Origin of the sequence: Pseudomonas fuscovaginae SE-1 (assembly GCF_000364705.1) — a bacterium.
Classification (GTDB): domain Bacteria; phylum Pseudomonadota; class Gammaproteobacteria; order Pseudomonadales; family Pseudomonadaceae; genus Aquipseudomonas; species Aquipseudomonas fuscovaginae_A.
This window is the reverse complement of sequence record NZ_AQOH01000312.1, coordinates 1-18,023: the sequence shown is the minus strand read 5'-3', so window position 1 is coordinate 18,023 and position 18,023 is coordinate 1. Positions and strand designations below refer to the sequence as shown.

Below are 18,023 nucleotides of genomic sequence, written 5' to 3'. Positions count from 1 at the left end.
TCGACGCGGCCTCCATGCGTTTGTGCATTTGGCGTGCAAAAATAAATGCATTTATGCATTGACTGTATATGCATCCATGCATATTCTTTGTCTCAAGCCGGCCGGAAAGGCCAGCCAAGGGCAGCGATGCCAGGGGGTGTCCCCGAAGCTCTTTAGTCGTACCGCTTCAAAGAACAGGCAGCGATGAACCGGCCTTGACGGTTCAGAGGGTTGGCAACTGACCCGGGTGTGCAGCGTAAAGCACCGTAAGCAGTTATCCGGCGGGCAGGGGCCGCGGTCGGAAGAACAATTTGAATCGATCCGTACCGCGCCAGTAGCGCCGAAGGATCGGGCGTCCGAATCGCGTCTCCCTCGCTCGCCCGAAAGGCGTGCGGGGCCGGAGCGGGCGCCGGCATTACCAAAGGGCCTGGCAGATCCGGGCCTTTTGGAATGCCCAGGGAACATGGGCTTCCACGAGAACCTTTCATCTTGAACGACAAGCCAAACCATCAACGGCCAGTGAGTGGCCATTTTCATTAACAGGAGGCGTGACATGACAAGCGAGCAACAAGCGTTGGCGGACATGCCTATCTGGCTGGTCATCGTGCTGGCCGTGATCGGCGGGGTATCCGGCGAAATGTGGCGCGCCGACAAGGAGGGCGCCCGCGGCTGGCCGCTGTTGCGGCGCCTGGCACTGCGTTCCGGCGCCTGCATGGTCTGCGGCGTCTCGACCATCATGCTGCTGTACGCCGCCGGCGTGTCGATCTGGACCGCCGGCGCCTTTGGCTGCCTGACCGCCATGGCTGGCGCGGATGTTGCCATCGGCCTTTACGAGCGCTGGGCGGCCAGGCGTATCGGTGTCGATGAGCCGGTTGTACGCAGCTCTCAATCGGATCAGCCGTGATATCGCAACAGGAACCGCACATGAACCTTATCGATAGCCCGGCAATGCTGTTCTCCTGCATCAAGAACGTGATCAAGGCCGCCTACCCGCAGCTAAGAGTCGGCACCCGTCGCGACTTCGACGGTGTGGTGGTGCCTGCCTGGGTGCTGATCGGCATCGATGGCGACAGTGCTGGCGTTCGTGCCGGCGATGGCCGTCGCGCCCATGATTTCAGCCTGTCGCTACAGACGGTGGTATCCACCCAGGAGATGGATGCGACCTTGTCGGCCTGCAACCTGGCCAGTCAGTTGATCGACCTTGTCATCGATAACCGCTGGGGAGCGGTAGGGCAGTGTGAGTTGCCGACCGCTATCCAGGGCGCGCCTTCGACGCTTGTCGTTGCCGACCAGGTCTATGGCGGCTGGACGATCACCTTCAACCAGACCCTCTACCTGGGCCAGCCCCTGCTGGATGACCCGACCGGTATTCCGAGGTTTGCCCGGAGCTGGGAGGTGACCAATCTCGACGACCCCGATCAATACACGCCGCTTCCCTAGCAAGCGGCGAAGGAGCCCCCGATGTTCGATGCACTGCTACGCATGCAACTGAGCCCGATCATCGAGCGCCTGGCCGAAATGGAAGCGGAAATCGACGACCTGCATCGGCGGGCCGAGAGTTTCTGCCGTATCGGCGTATGCGTCTCGGTGGATGCGCCGAGCAACACCTGCAAGGTCAGCCACGGCGACCTGCTGACCCCGGCGATCCGTTTCTTCAATCCCAGCGCTGGCGAACAGAGCGAGTCGCGTATCCCTTCGGTGGGTGAGCAATGCCTGCTGCTGAACTATGGCGCAGGCGAGGGCGGCAGCCAGTCGGTGGCGTTGTTCGGCATCAACAGTGATCGCTTTCCGCCTGTTGCGGCCACGGCCAACCTGACGCGCCGACTGCACAAGGACGGTACCGAGAGCCGCTACGACGACAGCGCCCATGTCCTCGACTGGAAAAACGGCGGAACCGCCTTCCGCGGTAGCCGTGAAGTCGTCGAGTTGACCCTGGGGCCTGCACGTCTGGCGCTGACCCCGCAGTCCATCGAACTGAAGCTGGGGGCGGTGGGGTTGACCCTTGATGCCGCCGGCGCTCATCTGCTCGGCCCGTTGGTGGATCACCAGGGTCGGGTCATCAGCACCGCATGAGGAGCCCACCTTGATCGGAGTCGACAGAAACAGCGGAGCCACGGTCGACGACTGGCTTCAATTCGTGCAACGCGCCACCCGTGCGCTGACCACGCCCCTGGGGACCCGCCAGAAGCGGCCTTCCTACGGTTCGCAGATTCCCGAGTTGCTGGGGCGGAACCTCGGCGACGACCTGCTGCTGCTGGCCCAGAGCCACGCGGCGCAGGCGTTCTACAACCAGGCCAACGGTATTGGCGACTTCGTCCCGCAGGTCATCGTCGCCAGCCGTCAGGGCGCCGGCTTGCTGCTGCGTTTCGCCGGGACCTGGAAGAACCGTCAACAGACATTCGAGGTAGTCACATGAGCATGCTGATCCCTGGGCAGAACCAACTGGCGGAGCCGGAGATCGTCAATGTCGACGTGTTCGAGGACTTGCTTGCCGAGTTCAAGACCTTTGTCATCGAGTACGTCAGTGCCCGCTCCCCCGACAGTGCGGCCAAGCTGAAAGTCAGCCTTGAGAATGAAAGCGAGTTGCTGACCATGGCCCTCGAGGCCTTCTGCGTGCGCCTGCAGAGCCATGAGCGCAAGTACAACGCCCGCATCAGGCAGATGCTGGCCTGGTGGGCCACCGGCAGCAACCTCGATGCGCGTCTGGCGGACATGGGGCTGGAGCGGCAGTTGCTGGACCCGGGTGACCCGACGGCATTCCCGCCGGTACCCCCCCTCCATGAAAGTGATGACGATGCCCGCCTGCGTTACTACCTGGCGCCCCATGCTCCGGCGGCGGGGTCGCGCATGCAGTATCGTCGTGAGGTGTTCACGCTGGGCGAGCGGCCCACGGTCAAGGTGCAAGGCACTTCACCAGGCGTGGTGGCGGTCACCTACACCTTCGACCCGGATGGCTATGCCGCGCAGGTCAAGGACGGCAACGGTCGGCGTACCGCGCCTGGCGAGGTGATGGTCACCGTGTTGGGACGTAGCGGCGATGGTACGCCGTCGGCCGAATTGCTCGAACGGGTGCGCAGTCATTTCTCCCGGCCCGATGTCAGGCCGGAGACGGATCTGGTGAGCGTCCAGGGCGCCGAGATCAAGGACTACAGGATCCGCGTGGTGGCCAGGATCAATGGTGGACCCGATTCGGGGCTCACCCAACTGGCGGCGGTCCGTCAATTGAAGGCTTATGCCGAGGCCTGCCACCGGCTGGAGGGGCGCGTCGAGCCGAGCTGGATCGACTATACCCTGCACAGTGCCGGCGCGGTGCAGGTCGAGATTCTCGAACCGCGTGAGCCCATCGTCACCACGGCGTTCCAGGCGCCCTATTGCACGGGTGTCGAGGTTGAGGTGTTGACGCTATGACGGAAGAAAAAGCCTCCGCCAGCCTGTTGCCCGCCAACAGCTCGCCCTTGGAAAAGGCCCTCGACCTGGCCTTCGGCGAACTGCTCGAGCGCATCGTCCCGCCTTTTCCCGAACTGATGAATCCGTTGCAGACACCCGTCGGGTTCCTGCCCTATCTGGGTGCGGACCGAGGTGTCAGTGAGTGGGATGCGCAAGCCAGCGAGACCGAAAAACGCCTGACGGTTTCTCTCTCCTGGCAGATCCAGCGCCAGGCTGGTGTACGCAAGGCGTTGAGTCATGCGGTGGAATCGCTGGGCTTCACGCCGAACATCTACGCATGGTACGAGCAGCATCCCCGAGGTACTCCGTACACCTTCGACGTGCAGGCAATCATTGGGCGCACCTGGTCGAGCGGTGATCACAACCGCTTGATTCGCCGTATCAACGCGGCAAAAAGCGAGCGTGACCTGGGCACCATCACCATCGTGCATGAAACCCGTGGGGGCGTGCAGGTCGCTGCTGCTGTCGACAGCCCGCTCAGTGTCCACGACGACAGCCTCGAAGGCGTGTTGCCTGACCTGAGGCTGCGAGCGGCGCTGGGTATCGGCAGTGGCACTCATCAGCCATTCGGCGACGGCGAGCTTTTCCTCAGTGCGGTACTGCCTTGAGTTGATGGGCAGACGCGATCGACGGGGCCGGTGCCCCTTCCTACATACGACAACTTCAAGGCGCAGCCATGACACAAGACATTACGCGCCTGGTTCGCTTCACTTCCGCCGGCCTGGCTGAAGTGCTGCAGGCAAGAAACCAGGGCTTGAAAGGCAGCATCACCCACATTGGCGCCGGGACCGCGCGCTATGACCCGAACGGTAGCGAGACCGCCCTGCGCGACGAGCGTCAGCGGGTGGCGATCATCGACTACGAGGACCTGGGTGCCCAACAACTTCGTATGGCCGCGCTGTTCGATGGCCCTGACGAATATGAAATCGGCGAGTTCGGCTTCTACCTCGCCAGCGGCACCTTGCTGGCGGTGTATTCGGAGGCGGGCACCTTGCTGACCTACAAGGCGGCGGCGGCCCGTGTGCTGCAAAAATTCACGCTGGATATATCCGCTCTTCCACGAAACAGTGTGACGGTAGTTGTCGGGTCTGAAAACCTCAACATCTTGATGGTGGAAGAGTTGGCGACTCTTTCTGCTGCAAGTGTCGATAGTATGGCGCGACAGCTTGGGCTCTTGTTTCGAGTTATGGAAATTGAAAAGCGAGCGGTGTCATCCTGAAAGTTATTCGATTAACATAAGGAAAATATATTTTGAGTACTGAACAGCAAATTGCCTCGTTGGTGAGCGCAGCGAATAATCTGACCAATACGGTTAATAGTAAGATAGGTGATATCGATAATGCTCTGACAGCTGCACGTCAGTCCTATGAACATCAGCTTGATGATCTCAAGAATCGGTTGCCGCGGTTGTTGGCAACCAAGAATTTTATCCTGGCGCCGAATGCAGCGGGAACGATGATTGATGGTTGGGGTGTTCACCAGGATATCACTGTAACCAAATTGCGCAGTATTACAACCACATCCCAGGCGACAGGGAGGCCTGCACCGGATGTTGAATTTCTGCTCAAGGTCCAGGCAGATGTGCGTGAACAGTTCCCCGACTTTGATATCCGTGCATCCGATTATTGGCGGACACCCGCTCATGTCTGGCAGATGAAATGGAGCATTGCTTCCGCCAGCCCCTATCTTGCTTTCCCCTATGCTTCAGACAGTGCCGTTTCCGCTGGTGCTGCAGCCGTGCCACAGAACTCCTACCTGACGATTGGTGCCTTTGTGCGAGTGTTGGAAGGCGGTGTGTCGGGCGCTTGGGCGGTCGGGACAGAGATCGGTAAGTGGCGTTGGTGCTCCTCGATCATCGTTCCTACAAAGATCTTTGGTGTTTACTACCACCTGCATCCTATGCGTACCTCTCCCACTGGCGTTCTTGAAGTCATGCTGGCAGGTGCCTGCACAGGTGTTGTGACGCACCCTGGAGATTGGGGAACAATGTTGGCGATGAGTTCGTAAGGTTAAGGAGTTTTCATGAAGCCCATTTTTCAAACACCTTCTCTTCACCCCATTATCAAATGGGAGTTGATCCGGGAAGCGCGTGATGTTGATCTTGCATCAAGCGACTATGCCTTGATGGCCGATTATCCGTTGGCTGACAGCGAGCGAGTTGCATTGACTGCCTATCGCCAGCATTTGCGTGATATTCCAGACCAGGGAGATAACCCAGACGATATCGTCTGGCCTGAAAAGCCCGTATTCCTGAAGTAATACACCGCCGCGAAAGCGGTTTTTTTTCGCCTGCACACAGCCCCGACCCCGGGGCTTTCGTGTTTTGCGTCTGGAGAAATTCGCAAATGTCCAACCGCCAGAAATACACCGTCATCGTGCCGTTCCCCACCGGGGGCGGGCACTGGTCGAGCGTCGGCCAGGAGCTTGAGCTGCTCGATGTCGAGGCCAGTGCGCTGCGTAGCGCCGGGCGCCTGGAGCTGTCCAGCGTCCTGGCCCAGAACACCCAACCGGCCAAGAAGGCCGCCACCCGGAAGGTAGAATAACCATGGCTGAGGTTTTGAACTTCGAGCACAACGGCATCACCGTCAATGCCACCGAATCGCCGGAGGCCATGGGTGGCCTGGGCGACAACGTCATCGGCCTGGTCGGCACCGCGCCGAACGCCAGCGCCCTGCTGCCGCGCAACACCCCGCTGCGGCTGAACAGCTTCACCACCCAGGCACAGCTGGACCCCACCGGCGCCGAAGCCGGCACCCTGTTCCAGGCGGTGTACCAGATCCTGAAAGTGGTCAAGGTACCGGTCTACGTGGTCATCGTCGAAGAGGGCGCGACCCCAGCCGATACCCTGAACAACGTGATCGGCGGCGAAGATCCGGCCACCGGCCGCAAGCTGGGCCTGGCTGCCCTGGGCAGCGTCCCCGAGGACCTGACCATCATCGGTGCGCCGGGCTTCACCGGCTCCAAGGCCGTTGCCGGCGAGTTCGCCGCCTTCGGCAAGCGCATCAAGGCCCGCGTGGTGCTCGATGGCAAGGATGCCCCGGTCGCCGACCAGGTGGCCTACAGCAAGGAACTGGGCGGTGCCGAGCTGGGCTTCGACCGTTGCCTGCTGGTGCACAACCTGCCGGCCGTCTACTCCAAGGCGGCGAAGAAGAACGTGTTCCTGGCACCGTCGAGCCTGGCCATCGCCGCCTTGGCCAAGGTCAAGCAGTGGGAAAGCCCGGGCAACCAGGTGACCTTCGCCGAGGACGTGTCCCGCGTCGTCGAATACAACATTCTCGACACCTCCACCGAGGGCGACCTGCTCAACCGCTACGGTGTCAGCTACTACGCCCGCACCGTGCTCGGCGGCTTCTCCCTGCTGGGCAACCGCTCGGTCACCGGCAAGTTCATCAGCTACGTCGGCCTGGAGGATGCCATCAGCCGCAAGCTGGTCAAGGCCGGCCAGAAAGCCATGGCGCGCAACCTCACCAAGTCCTTCATGGAACAGGAGGTCAAGCGCATCAACGACTGGCTGCAGACCCTGGTGGCCGACGAAACCATCCCGGGCGGCAGCGTCTACCTGCATCCCGAGCTGAACAGCGTCGAGAAGTACAAGAACGGCACCTGGTTCGTGGTTATCGACTACGGCCGCTACGCCCCGAACGAGCACATGGTTTACCAGCTCAACGCCCGCGATGAAATCATCGAACAGTTCCTGGAGGACGTCCTCTAATGTTTACCAACCGCGTAAGACAGGCCATTGCGGCCACCCTCCAAGGCCTGCCGCTGTCGGCCACCGTGGAAACGTTCAGCCCGCCGAAGATCGAGTTCGAGATGGAGACCATGCAAGGCGGGCGCTTCATCGGCGAGGAGATGGCCAAGAGCGGCAAGCCGCTGACCGCCAAGCTGGAGCTGCAGGGCGCTGGCCCCGAGCTGATGCTGGCACTGGGCGTGACCGTGGGCGAGGACATCCTGCTCAATGTCCGCGAGGCGGGCCAGGACCAGGATGGCAACACCTACTTCGTCTACCACACCGTTGGCGGCAAGCTGAAATCCCTCGAGGAAGGCACCCTGAAAATGGGCGACAAGCCCAAGACCACCCTCGAGTTTTCCTGCCGTACCTACAACCGCCTGGAAAACGGCGTCCCGGTGATCGATGTCGATGTGCGCACGCAGAAGTTCGTGCTCAACGGCGTGGACATCCTGGGCAGTGCACGCCGTGCCGTGCTGATGCCCTGAGCCGCTCTTCGCGGCTTTCCATCGGCTGCCGCGACCCGCTCCATGGCGTCGCAGGCGGCCCCATCCGTCTTCGAGGAGTTCACTACATGTCCTGGATGCCCCCCAAGCATCGCCTGCTGTCACCGATTACCGCCGATGACGGTTCGCAGATCGAGCAGATCCAGCTCAAGCCTTTGTTCTATGCGGCGCAGAAGGAAGCCCTGGCGCGTGCCGGCGAAGATGAAGACGATCAGTTCTTCGAACTGGCCAAGCTCGCGACCGGCCTTTCGGACAAGGTGCTCGACCAGCTCAAGCGTCCGGATTACGTGAGCATCGCCCAGTACGTGCACGACATGTCTACGCGTCCGACGCGTTACTTCCTGGAGCAGGCCGCTGAGCTGCGGGACGCTGACCTGGACAACGGCCCGGACCAGATACCGTTGCTGCAACCTCTGGACCTGGGCGGACGTAGCGTCAGTTCGCTGACCCTGGAGATGCCCGCACTGAGGGCGACCAAGGTCATGAAGACGCTGAAGACGGCCAAGGAACGGGCCGAGTTCATCACCGCCCATTGCACCGGCTTGATGATTCCGGACCTGGCCCATCTCACCGTGCCTGACTGGACCCAGTTGCAGGTGCGTATCGACGATTTTTTAAACAAACCGGCGGCCTTCTTTCAGAGCGCGACATCGAGGTAATCCTCGATATCGTGCCGCTCGTCTACCTGGCGAGCGAGGCGGAGATCCTCGAATGGGACGCCGCGAAGGCGTTGCGCCGCTACGACATAGCGGTGGCACGCCTGGGGTTGAAAGAGGAGTAGCGCCGGATGGCACAAGATAGCATTGCCTGGTTGCCCAACCCCTGGGCCAGGCTCGATCCGTCACTCGGTACCCAGATGGCGCTGTTGACCGCCGAACAACGGCAGTTGCGCACGGCGATCGAGTCGCTGAATACCTCGCTGATCGCCTCCCGTGCGCTACCGGCGCCGACGGCCGCTGCGGGCAAAACCGCATCGGGTGATGAGCGCAAGCCACCACACGTGCTGCAGTCGGCGATCTCGCTGGACACGGCAATGGCCGACCTGGCCGTGGTGATGAAGCTTGAGCGCACCGAGCGTGAAGCCCTGTCGCAAGCCAATCTGAAGATGGCCAGCGAGCGTCCTTTGGCCGCCAGGGGCATCAGCGCCGTGGACCTGGCGAAGGTGGAACGGGGCGCGGTTACGGCGGGTATCGGCAAGGCGCTGGACGATCCCGGCGAGCGGCGCGAAGCCGTGCTGAGTTTTACTCGAGATGCCGCGCTTATGGCCTCGGCGTTTCGTATCGATGCCGAACAGTCCGGCGAACTGATGGCCGGTTGGCGCACCGATTTGAAACTCAATCAGGCTCAGGTGCGGGATCTGGCGGATGCGTCGAGCCTGCTGGCGCAGAAGTTCGGGGTCATGCCGACGGATATCGGCGCGGTCGTTCGCCAAGCGGGTAGCGTCACTGCCGAGGCCGGTTTCTCAGCAGAACAGACGGCGGCGTTTTCGGCCGTGCTTTTGCAGGCCGGCCTGAACAAGGAGCAGGCGACCGGGAGCTTGAAGACACTCGGCGCTGCCCTGGGCCCTCAGGCCTCCCTGGAGCAGCAGGCCGCGTTTGCCGAGCTCGGGTTGGATCGCAACGGGTTGTCCGAGGCGATGAAGCACGATGCGGTGGCTGCGACGGCCTCCCTGCTCGTGGCCCTGGGCAACGTTGCTGCCGACAGGCAGGGCGGTTTGGCCAAAAGCCTGTTCGGCAATGACGAGCAACTGCTTCCGCTGCTTAAGGATCCGGCACCGTTGCAGACGGCGTTTGCCCAGGTTGCCGACAAGGGGCGTTATGCGAGTTCCGTACTGGGGGACAAGAGTGCCCTGAACCAGGCGGCTGAGCAGGGTGGGGATTCCTTGTCGGGCCACTGGAGCCAGTTCTCGGCGAGCCTGGGTCGCTTCTCCACGACGCTGGGCAATGCCTTTGCGCCTGTGGTTGAAGGGGTGTTGGTACCGCTGGGAGAGCTGGTCAACGGCTTGAGTGGATTGGCCGAAAGCATGCCCAAGCTGGCGGTGGCGGCGACTGCCGCCGTCGTTGCCTTGACGGCTGTGGGGCTAAAGGCCCTGGCCGGGGCGATGCTCGCCAATGGTCTGGAGACAGCGGCGGCGGCGATCAATCGGCGTATCGGCAGACAGTTGCGGCCCGAAAGGAAGGGCAAGGGCGGTTCGTCCGGGCAGCGTTCTCGCCGTCCGAACCGACGCAACCGCCGGAGCAAAGGCGGCCCCAAGGTCCGTAATGCCACGATCAGATCCCCGAAGAAACCTCGAAACCAGTCCCAGGGCAAACTCGATATCAAGGTTCAGAAAAAGACGCAGCCCAACCGAAAAGTGGCTCCGCCTCCGGATTCACGGCGTAAGCCGCCGACCGGTCCGGCCAGGGGCACCTCACTGACGCTGGGGTTTGCCGGGACGCGCCCGATCAACACACTCTCACCGACACCCGGTGGGCGCCGCAGGGCCGCAACCCGCTCCTTGCGTGGTCGCCTGCCGGGCCCCCTGCGAGTGATGGATGCCGGCATGCAGGTATTCGACGCGGTACGCGATGGCGATACCAGATCGATGCTCAGCGGCGTTGGCGCGGCCGGTGGCGGTTGGGCCGGCGCCTCTGCCGGTGCGTCGGCGGGCGCTGCTCTCGGCACGCTGATTTTTCCAGGTATCGGCACGGCCATTGGCGGTGCCTTGGGCGGCGTGCTCGGAGGCATAGCCGGCAGCGATCTCGGCTCATGGCTGGGCGACAAGCTGGGTGACAGGATCAGTGCTCCTGGCGACCGCTTGCCGGTGCCGGTGGCGGTCAGCAGTGAGCTGACCACCAAGCCTGCGGACAACCGCCAGGTCACTTTTGCCCCGGTGATCCAGATCAACGGCCTGGACCAGGCCACTGCCCGACAGTTGGCCGATACCGTGATGCAACAAATGCAGGCGCAATTCGTGCCGATGATGTTGGCCGACCCCCTTGCCGCACGGCGCGGTACGGCCCTGACCGATGGAGGTGACTGATGCGACAGCAGATGGCGTTGGGCGATTTCATCTTTGGCCTTTCCAGGGATTTCGCCTACAGCACACTGGTACGCAGTACCGCTGGCGGCTGGGTCGAGCTGGACATCCTGCAGAGCAAACCGAAGTCCAGCCAGACCGGGCCCGGCCTGGAGAGCCTGACCATTACTGGCAAGGCCATGGGTGCCGTCGGCATGGAGCGGCTCGATCAACTGCGGGCCTTGCAGGCCCGTGCCGTGCCCTTGCCGCTGGTCGATGGTATCGGCCGCAATTGGGGGCTCTGGCGAATCGACAGTGTGTCGGAAACCCAGGGTCAGATCATCGACGATGGCACGGCCATGGTCGTCGACTGGACGGTGCAACTGAAGGAGTTCGTCAATGCGTAGGGCACGAAGCCTGGCCGGTGACTCGGTGAATCTGCTGCTGTATCGCGAGCAGGGACGTTGCGATGATGTCATGGAGGAAGCGCTCTGGCGCCTCAATCCATGCCTTGCCGAATACGGTCCGGTACTGCCGGCCGGTGTCTGGGTGACCCTGCCGGAAGTCGAGGCGCGAACCCCGAGTGTCGCGCCGGTATCGACCTGGGATTGAGGAGCCTGCCATGAGCCTGGGATTCACCCCCGAGGTGCAACTGTATGGCGTCAATGCCGCGTTGCTCAACGAACGGCTGATCGATTGGGAATACACCGATGCCGCGGGCATCGAGTCTGACCAACTCAAGCTGACCGTGGATATCGAAGGCCTGACAGGGCTGCCCAGCCTGGGCGGCAAGGTGGGGCTGCGCATCGGCTACCGCGAGTCCGGCCTGGTCGACAAGGGCGAATTCATTGTCACCCGGCGTACGCCCATGCTGTTTCCGTTGCGCCTGATCCTCCTGGCGACCGCGGCACCGTTCAAGGTCGCCGATGAAACCGGCTTCAGGGCTCGCCGCAGTGCCAGCCACGGGCCGACGACCCTGGGTGCGCTGTTTCGGCAACTGACCTCCCGCCACGGTTTCTCGCCGCGGGTGGCACCGGAGCTGGAGGGGATCCGCATCACTCATGTGGACCAGTCCAATGAAACCGACATGGGCTTTCTCACCCGGATCGCCCGCCGTTTCGACGCGGTCACCAAGCCGGTGAACGAATTGTATGTGCTGGCTCGGCGTGGCCAGGTCAAGTCGCTGTCCGGTAAACAGTTGCAGGACGTCGTTCTCTCGGTGACCCGCGACAACCGTCCGGGCGATCCGGCCTTCATTGCCGCCACCCTGGACGACAGCAGCCGTGGCAAGTACCAGGGCTGCCAGACGACCTGGTGGGATGCGGCGGCCGGACGTGAACGTGTGGTCGAGACCGGCATCAAGCCCTTCAAGAAACTTCGCCAGCGCTATCCCTCCGAGGATGAAGCACGGGCGGCCGGCGAAGGCGAGGTGCGGCGCATGGAGCGTGAGGCGCTGAAGTTGCGTATCGACTGCCCCGGTAATCCGGCGCTGGCGGCCGAGGGGCTGGTGTCGCTGGACAGCAGTTGGCCGGACTTCATGCAGGGCCGCTGGTCCATCGACAAGGTGATCGCCAGTGGCAACCGCACCAATAGCTACCGCTGCAGCATTTCCGCCAGTTGCCTGGACCGTTAGCGGGCTCCAGTGCCTTCGTCCGGGGCCACAGGTAACTCGCCCGGCCTGTGTTGTACCTTCCATTCGAATTGGAATCTTCCCATGAACATCACCCCCATCATCACGCAACTGCGTGCTGAATGCCCCAGCCTTGCCCAGCACATTTCCACCGGCCTCGACCTGGACCTGCTGCAAGGCAATACCTCGCTGCCCACCCCGTCAGCCTTCATCACCCTTCGTTGCGATCTGGCCGCCGAGAACACCGCGCAGAACGTCTCCCGGCAGACCGTCCGCGACCGCCTGGAACTGACTCTGGTGCTCGACGCCAGCAACGGCCAGGCCCCTTTCGATCAACTCCACAGCCTGCGCGCCGAACTCTGGCGGGCATTGGTGGGGTTCAAGCCCGACACCTTCTACACGCCGCTCCAATACGGCGGCGGCCGGCTGGTGTCGATCAACGCCACTCGCTTGCTTTATCGCCTGCGTTTCTTCGCCGAGTTCCAACTGGGGCGCAACCACGCCACCGACCCGGCGGAAACCTGGCATGAGCGTGAACTGGACGGCTTGCCGTCCTTTACCGGGGTGACGGTGCGGGTCGATGCCATCGACCCCGCCGACCCCAATCTGCACCGCCCAGGCCCCGACGGGCGCCTGGAGCTGGCCTTTTCAGGAAACGTAAAACCATGACCCAACGCATCACTGTAGTACCGGCCGCCGGCCGTGCCGTACCGGACCCGGAGGCTGGCGACCTGCTCCCGGCCACCGGCCGCGAAGTGGCTGACAGCGCCTGGTGGCGCCGCCGTCAGGCCGATGGCGATATCACCCTTTCCGCCGTGCAAGCGGCACAACCACAGGAAGCCCAATAATGGCTATCGGATTCAGCAACATCCCATCGGACCTGCGTGTTCCGCTGTTCTACGCCGAGATGGACAACTCGGCGGCCAATAGCGCGTCGTCGACCCTGCGTCGACTGATCGTCGCCCAGGTCAACGACAACGCCACCAGCCCGGAAATCGGCAGCCTGGTGCTGGTCTCCAGCGTCGCCCTGGCCAAGAGCATCGGCGGTCAGGGCTCGATGCTCGCCGCCATGTACGACACCTGGCGCAAGGCCGACCCGGTCGGCGAGATCTGGTGCCTGCCATTGCGCAACACCACCGGCGCCATCGCCAAGGCCGACCTGAAACTGACCGGCACCGCCACCGAAAGCGGCGTGCTCAACCTGTATGTCGGTGGTGTCCGTGTGCAGACCGCCGTGGTCAGCGGCCAGACCGCCGCCCAGATCGCCACCACCCTGGCGCTGCAAGTGAACGCTGCCGCCGACCTGCCAGTCAGTGCCGTGGCCACCGATGGCACCGTCACCCTGAGCTGCAAATGGACCGGTGACAGCGGCAACGACATCAGCCTGCAGTTCAACCGCCTGGGCAAGAGCAATGGCGAGGAAACCCCGGCCGGCCTGACCATCGTCAGCGCGAAGATGGCCGGTGGCGCCGGTATCCCGGACCAGGTCGCGGCCCTCGCGGCGCTGGGCGACGAGCCGTTCGAGTTCATCTGCCAGCCCTGGTCCGACGTGGCCTCGCTGAACGCCTGGCAGGCGGCGATGGATGACAGCGTCGGTCGCTGGTCCTGGTCCAAGCAACTGTTTGGTCATGTCTACACCGCCAAGCGTGGCACCGTCGGCACCCTGGTGGCTGCTGGCCAGGCCCGCAACGACCAGCACGTCACCGTGCTGGCGATGGAGCAGGGCGTGCCACAACCCGTCTGGGTCCAGGCCGCCGCACTGGCGGCGCGTACCTCGGTGTTCATCTCGGCCGACGCCAGCCGTCCGACCCAGAGCGGCAGCCTGCCGGGTATCGAGCCGGCCGCGGCCAGCGAGCGTTTCACCCTGACCGAGCGCCAGTCGCTGCTCAGCTACGGTATCGCCACCGCCTATTACGAAGGCGGCTACGTGCGCATCCAGCGGGCGATCACCACCTACCAGAAGAACGCCTACGGTCAGGCGGACAACTCCTACCTGGACAGCGAGACCATGCACCAGTCGGCCTACATCGTGCGCCGCCTGCAAAGCGTGATCACCAGCAAGTACGGCCGCCACAAGCTGGCCGCCGACGGCACCCGCTTCGGCGCCGGCCAGCCGATCGTCACCCCGAGCACCATCCGCGGTGAGCTGATCGCCCAGTACGCCAAGCTCGAACTGGAAGGCCACGTGGAAAACGCCGAACTGTTCGCCGAACACCTGATCGTCGAACGCGACAGCCAGGACCCGAGTCGGGTCAACGTGCTGTTCCCGCCTGACTACGTCAACGGGCTGCGCGTGTTCGCGCTGCTCAACCAGTTCCGTCTGCAGTACGACGCGGCCGCCTGAATCGGATTCTGAGTCGACTGTAAAAACGGAGTCCTGCGAGTGGCCTGTTTCAAGGTGAGAGAACAGGTCGTTTGCATCCTTATCGGCAATTCCAATTTGATAGGTCAAAAAATGACTGTATTGAAGAAGTACCTGCGTCAATGCCTGCTTTCGACAGTTGTCCTGGGAGCGGCAGGCTCCGCTTCCGCCGCCAATCTGCTGGTTAATGGCAGTTTCGAATCGCCGGGCTGCGCGGTCAGTTGCGTGCTGGACACGCCTGAAAAAGCCAACTTCATCACGGGTTGGACAACCTTTCTGTCCGGTGCCGAGTATTTCAACATGGCGGCTTCCATTCCGTACGGCGTCGCTGCCGATGGTGCGGTGATCGTGGACCTGGCCAACTATATCTATCAGAACGGTGGTGGCATCCAGCAGAACTTTGCGACGGTCGTGGGAGCCAGGTACCGGCTGAAGTTCAGTGCCGGTAATGTCGTGTACGGCGGTCGCTCGGGTAGTGGCGTGATTCAGGTCAAGGTGGCTGGTCAGAACGTCACCTTCAACACGCCGGTCGCCACTTCGTCGACCGTGGTATGGGACGTCATTACCTATGACTTCACGGCGACTACGCCGCAAACCACGTTGGCTTTTTCCAACGAACAGAATCCCTACAGCAACTACGCCTTCATCGATAACGTGAGTGTCGAGAGCATTCCATAAGTCTGCCTCGATTCTCACTCGTCAATTCCAGCCCGCCATCGAGCGGGCTTATTTTTTGGAGATACATCATGGGTCAACTGATTGCGGGCACCTGCTACGTCAAAGTGGACGGCGCTCAACTGACCATCAACGGCGGCTGCGAGGCACCGCTGATGGCCGTCAAACGGGAAACGGTGGTACCGGGTTTCTACAAGGAAACCGACATCGCGCCCTCCTTCAAGGTCACCGCGCTGCACACCGCGGACTTCCCGCTCAAGCAACTGATCGCCGGTTCCGACATGACCGTCACCTGCGAGTTCAGCAACGGCAAGGTCTACGTCCTGGCCGGTGCCTACCTGGTCGAGGAGCCGGTCATCAAGGGTGACGACGCGGCCATCGAACTGAAATTCGAAGGCATCAAGGGGACCTGGCAATGAGCGAGCCGATGAAGCTGCAGGTGCCCATCGAAGCCCACGGCGCGACCCTCGACGAACTCACCCTGCGCCGCCCGACAGTGCAGGAAGTGCGGGCGATCAAGGCGCTGCCGTACAAGATCGACAAGAGCGAAGAAGTCAGCCTCGACATGGATGTCGCGGCCAAGTACATCGCGGTCTGCGCCGGCATCCCGCCGTCGTCGGTCAACCAGCTGGACCTGTCCGACCTCAATACCTTGAGCTGGGCGGTGGCCGGTTTTTTCATGAGTGCGGCATCGCAGCCATCGGCGAACTGATTGCGGTCGCCTATGACCTGGCCTGGTTCTGGAAGGTCGACCCCGAACAGATGATGGCAAGGCCACTGGATGTGCTCCGGGAGTCCCTGGAGCACGCGCAACGGATCAATGCGATGCAGCAGGTGGAGTGATGGCCAGAAAAAAACAGTCGTTTTTAAATGCTAAGCAAGCCGAAAGTCTCATCGCAGCGAAGATGGCTGCGATGGGGGAAAAGAAGAATACCGAGGCAAAGGAGACGGGTATTCGTCTCCACGCCAGCAAGCTCAAGAAGGATCTTGAAGAGAGCGGGCTGGACAAGTTGAACCTGAAGGGCGGCGGTTTGCTGACGCCCTTCACCAATGGGCTCAAGGCTGCGATCAAGGAGCAGGATCGGCTGGCCCAGGCGGCAGTGGTGCGTAAGGCGCCGAAGCTGCCCACTGTTCCGAAGGTAGCAGTGCCACCCAGGCCGCTCGTTGCTCACAAGGCCGTCACACACAAGGCTCCGGTGACGCCGAAGGTGCCAAAGGCGGATTTGGAAACGACTTCGCAGCACCTGGCGAAGCTCGAAAAGGCATTCGACAAGATTACGCTGAAAATCGGCCAGGCGCTGTTGCCGGCATTCGATGGCATTGTTACCGCGCTGATTCCCCTGGCAACCAGCTTTGGGCAATTCGTGGCCAACAACCCGGCGTTGGTGCAGGCACTGGCTGCCGGGGCGTTGGCGTTTACGGTAATTACCGGGGCGGCCATCGGTTTGGCGACGGTGATGGGGGTGTTGGCATCGCCCATTGGGTTGGTTGCTGCGGCTGTTGCCGGGGCTGTGGTAATTATCATGTTGGCGTGGAAGCCATTGATGGGCCTGATGAGCGGGTTCTCGGGGCTCATGAGCAAGGCCGTGCTGTGGACCCGTGACAGCTCCAGGGCGATGGGTGCTGGCATATCCAGTGGCTGGAAGAGCGCCAGCGCCAGCACCGGCAAGTTTCTCGACGAACTCAAGACGAAGTCGGCGGCGGCCTGGGCGGATGTCAAAAGCGGCTTTCTCGACAAAGCGGCGGAAATCAGTCAGCGCGTCGGCAAACTGTGGGGTGAACTCAAGACCTGGTTCGCCAGTTTGTCACCACTGGAGTACCTGAAAGGACTCTGGGGCGGTATCAGCAACTACTTTTCAGGACTGTGGAGCGGCGTCGTCGATGGCGTCGTTCAGTTCCTGGCGAGCATCAAGACGACCTTCGATGCCTGGTCACCACTGCTGTACCTGAGTGGGATCTGGGACGGAGTCAGGGGATATTTCGAAGGGCTGTGGAGTGGTGTCCGCGATGGTGTGCTTCAGTTCTGGGACAGTCTGAAGGCAATCTTCGCGGCCTGGTCGCCGGTGACCGTCTTCGAGACGTTCTGGACCGGTTTGACTTCCCTGATGGGTAATCTGACAGGAGGACTGGAAGCCCTGGCGGCGCCGGTACGCCACTTCATGAACACGTTGTTCGGTGGCGATCCCCTGGAGATCCTGAGGGCCAGGTTTGACGCGCTGCCCAAATTCTTCTCCTCCCTGCTGGAAAGGCTGAGGCCCTTCGTCCAGCCGATCAGGGACCTGATCAGCAGTGTGGTAGGGGCAGTCAGCCGCTTCTTTGGCGGTGCTGATGAATCGGCGGGTCATTTCTCGACGACGGACTCTGATGTCACCCGAAGCAGCGCGTTGCTGCCTGGGGGCCTGACGCAGAATGCCAATCTGCTCCTGCGACAAGCCGCCACCAACAACCGCACCCAACTCGAAGGCGGCCTGACCGTGCGTTTCGAAAACGCGCCGCAGGGCCTGCGTGTCGACCAACCCCAGACCAACCAGCCGGGCCTGAGCCTGACGCCTGCCGTCGGCTACCGCTCGCTTTCCCTTGGAGGTGCCTATGGCGACTAACTGGCGGGATCGCCTGTTGCCGGCGTCGTTTCGCGGCGTGCCGTTCTGGGTCGACCAGGCGAAGACCCCGGTCGGCCAGAAAGGCCAGTTGCATGA

Annotated in this window: 25 protein-coding genes; all 25 read left to right on the top strand. The window is 62.3% G+C overall.

What is annotated here, in order from left to right; genetic code table 11:
* Positions 1–532 precede the first annotated feature (532 nt).
* Positions 533–883: a phage holin family protein gene (locus tag K675_RS0124935; protein ID WP_017906188.1), complete on the top strand. Its 351-nt coding sequence runs from the start codon at positions 533–535 to the stop codon at positions 881–883.
* A gap of 20 nt (positions 884–903) precedes the next feature.
* Positions 904–1,419: a hypothetical protein gene (locus K675_RS0124930; protein WP_017906187.1), complete on the top strand. Its 516-nt coding sequence runs from the start codon at positions 904–906 to the stop codon at positions 1,417–1,419.
* A 21-nt stretch (positions 1,420–1,440) separates the two neighbouring features.
* Entirely contained in the window at positions 1,441–2,052 is a 612-nt protein-coding gene (locus K675_RS0124925) for a phage baseplate assembly protein V (protein WP_017906186.1), read from the top strand.
* A 10-nt stretch (positions 2,053–2,062) separates the two neighbouring features.
* Complete coding sequence (locus K675_RS0124920; protein WP_017906185.1) at positions 2,063–2,395, top strand: phage baseplate protein; 333 nt, start codon at positions 2,063–2,065, stop codon at positions 2,393–2,395.
* Positions 2,392–3,387, top strand: coding sequence for a baseplate J/gp47 family protein (locus K675_RS0124915; RefSeq protein ID WP_017906184.1), 996 nt, complete (start codon positions 2,392–2,394; stop codon positions 3,385–3,387). The genes K675_RS0124920 and K675_RS0124915 overlap by 4 nt, the downstream gene beginning before the upstream one ends.
* Entirely contained in the window at positions 3,384–4,034 is a 651-nt protein-coding gene (locus K675_RS0124910; protein WP_017906183.1) for a phage tail protein I, read from the top strand. The genes K675_RS0124915 and K675_RS0124910 overlap by 4 nt, the downstream gene beginning before the upstream one ends.
* Positions 4,035–4,102: 68 nt before the next feature.
* Positions 4,103–4,645: a tail fiber protein gene (locus K675_RS0124905; protein ID WP_017906182.1), complete on the top strand. Its 543-nt coding sequence runs from the start codon at positions 4,103–4,105 to the stop codon at positions 4,643–4,645.
* 32 nt (positions 4,646–4,677) lie between these two features.
* Positions 4,678–5,433, top strand: a complete 756-nt coding sequence (locus K675_RS0124900) for a hypothetical protein (RefSeq protein WP_017906181.1) — start codon at positions 4,678–4,680, stop codon at positions 5,431–5,433.
* A gap of 15 nt (positions 5,434–5,448) precedes the next feature.
* A complete protein-coding gene (locus tag K675_RS0124895) occupies positions 5,449–5,685 on the top strand; it encodes a tail fiber assembly protein (RefSeq protein WP_017906180.1) in 237 nt (78 codons plus the stop codon).
* Positions 5,686–5,771: 86 nt separating this feature from the next.
* Positions 5,772–5,969, top strand: coding sequence for a hypothetical protein (locus K675_RS0124890; RefSeq protein WP_017906179.1), 198 nt, complete (start codon positions 5,772–5,774; stop codon positions 5,967–5,969).
* 2 nt (positions 5,970–5,971) lie between these two features.
* Positions 5,972–7,138, top strand: a complete 1,167-nt coding sequence (locus K675_RS0124885) for a tail protein (RefSeq protein ID WP_017906178.1) — start codon at positions 5,972–5,974, stop codon at positions 7,136–7,138.
* Positions 7,138–7,644 carry a phage major tail tube protein gene (locus K675_RS0124880; RefSeq protein ID WP_017906177.1) on the top strand — a complete coding sequence of 169 codons (507 nt, stop codon included), beginning with the start codon at positions 7,138–7,140 and terminating at the stop codon, positions 7,642–7,644. Before K675_RS0124885 ends, K675_RS0124880 begins: the two co-directional genes overlap by 1 nt.
* Positions 7,645–7,730: 86 nt before the next feature.
* Positions 7,731–8,321 carry a phage tail assembly protein gene (locus tag K675_RS0124875; RefSeq protein WP_017906176.1) on the top strand — a complete coding sequence of 197 codons (591 nt, stop codon included), beginning with the start codon at positions 7,731–7,733 and terminating at the stop codon, positions 8,319–8,321.
* 128 nt (positions 8,322–8,449) lie between these two features.
* Entirely contained in the window at positions 8,450–10,684 is a 2,235-nt protein-coding gene (locus tag K675_RS0124865; protein WP_017906174.1) for a phage tail tape measure protein, read from the top strand.
* Positions 10,684–11,067, top strand: coding sequence for a phage tail protein (locus K675_RS0124860; RefSeq protein WP_017906173.1), 384 nt, complete (start codon positions 10,684–10,686; stop codon positions 11,065–11,067). The genes K675_RS0124865 and K675_RS0124860 overlap by 1 nt, the downstream gene beginning before the upstream one ends.
* Positions 11,060–11,272, top strand: a complete 213-nt coding sequence (locus tag K675_RS0124855; protein ID WP_017906172.1) for a tail protein X — start codon at positions 11,060–11,062, stop codon at positions 11,270–11,272. The genes K675_RS0124860 and K675_RS0124855 overlap by 8 nt, the downstream gene beginning before the upstream one ends.
* Positions 11,273–11,282: 10 nt before the next feature.
* Positions 11,283–12,293, top strand: coding sequence for a hypothetical protein (locus K675_RS0124850; RefSeq protein WP_017906171.1), 1,011 nt, complete (start codon positions 11,283–11,285; stop codon positions 12,291–12,293).
* An 81-nt stretch (positions 12,294–12,374) separates the two neighbouring features.
* Positions 12,375–12,959, top strand: a complete 585-nt coding sequence (locus K675_RS0124845) for a phage tail terminator protein (protein ID WP_017906170.1) — start codon at positions 12,375–12,377, stop codon at positions 12,957–12,959.
* Positions 12,956–13,138 carry a DUF2635 domain-containing protein gene (locus tag K675_RS0124840; protein ID WP_017906169.1) on the top strand — a complete coding sequence of 61 codons (183 nt, stop codon included), beginning with the start codon at positions 12,956–12,958 and terminating at the stop codon, positions 13,136–13,138. Before K675_RS0124845 ends, K675_RS0124840 begins: the two co-directional genes overlap by 4 nt.
* A complete protein-coding gene (locus K675_RS0124835; RefSeq protein WP_017906168.1) occupies positions 13,138–14,634 on the top strand; it encodes a phage tail sheath subtilisin-like domain-containing protein in 1,497 nt (498 codons plus the stop codon). The genes K675_RS0124840 and K675_RS0124835 overlap by 1 nt, the downstream gene beginning before the upstream one ends.
* Before the next feature lie 111 nt (positions 14,635–14,745).
* The gene (locus K675_RS0124830) at positions 14,746–15,330 is read left to right on the top strand and encodes a DUF642 domain-containing protein (RefSeq protein ID WP_026145518.1); all 585 of its coding nucleotides are present in this window, start codon (positions 14,746–14,748) and stop codon (positions 15,328–15,330) included.
* Between the two features lie 68 nt (positions 15,331–15,398).
* Positions 15,399–15,746 carry a phage tail tube protein gene (locus K675_RS0124825; RefSeq protein ID WP_010451233.1) on the top strand — a complete coding sequence of 116 codons (348 nt, stop codon included), beginning with the start codon at positions 15,399–15,401 and terminating at the stop codon, positions 15,744–15,746.
* Positions 15,743–16,039, top strand: a complete 297-nt coding sequence (locus tag K675_RS0124820) for a phage tail assembly protein (RefSeq protein ID WP_026007905.1) — start codon at positions 15,743–15,745, stop codon at positions 16,037–16,039. Before K675_RS0124825 ends, K675_RS0124820 begins: the two co-directional genes overlap by 4 nt.
* Positions 16,040–16,169: 130 nt before the next feature.
* Positions 16,170–17,927: a hypothetical protein gene (locus tag K675_RS31920; protein ID WP_157383988.1), complete on the top strand. Its 1,758-nt coding sequence runs from the start codon at positions 16,170–16,172 to the stop codon at positions 17,925–17,927.
* On the top strand, positions 17,917–18,023 hold a 107-nt coding region (locus K675_RS33185), incomplete at its 3' end, for a DNA circularization N-terminal domain-containing protein (RefSeq protein WP_157383987.1). The genes K675_RS31920 and K675_RS33185, both read left to right, overlap by 11 nt.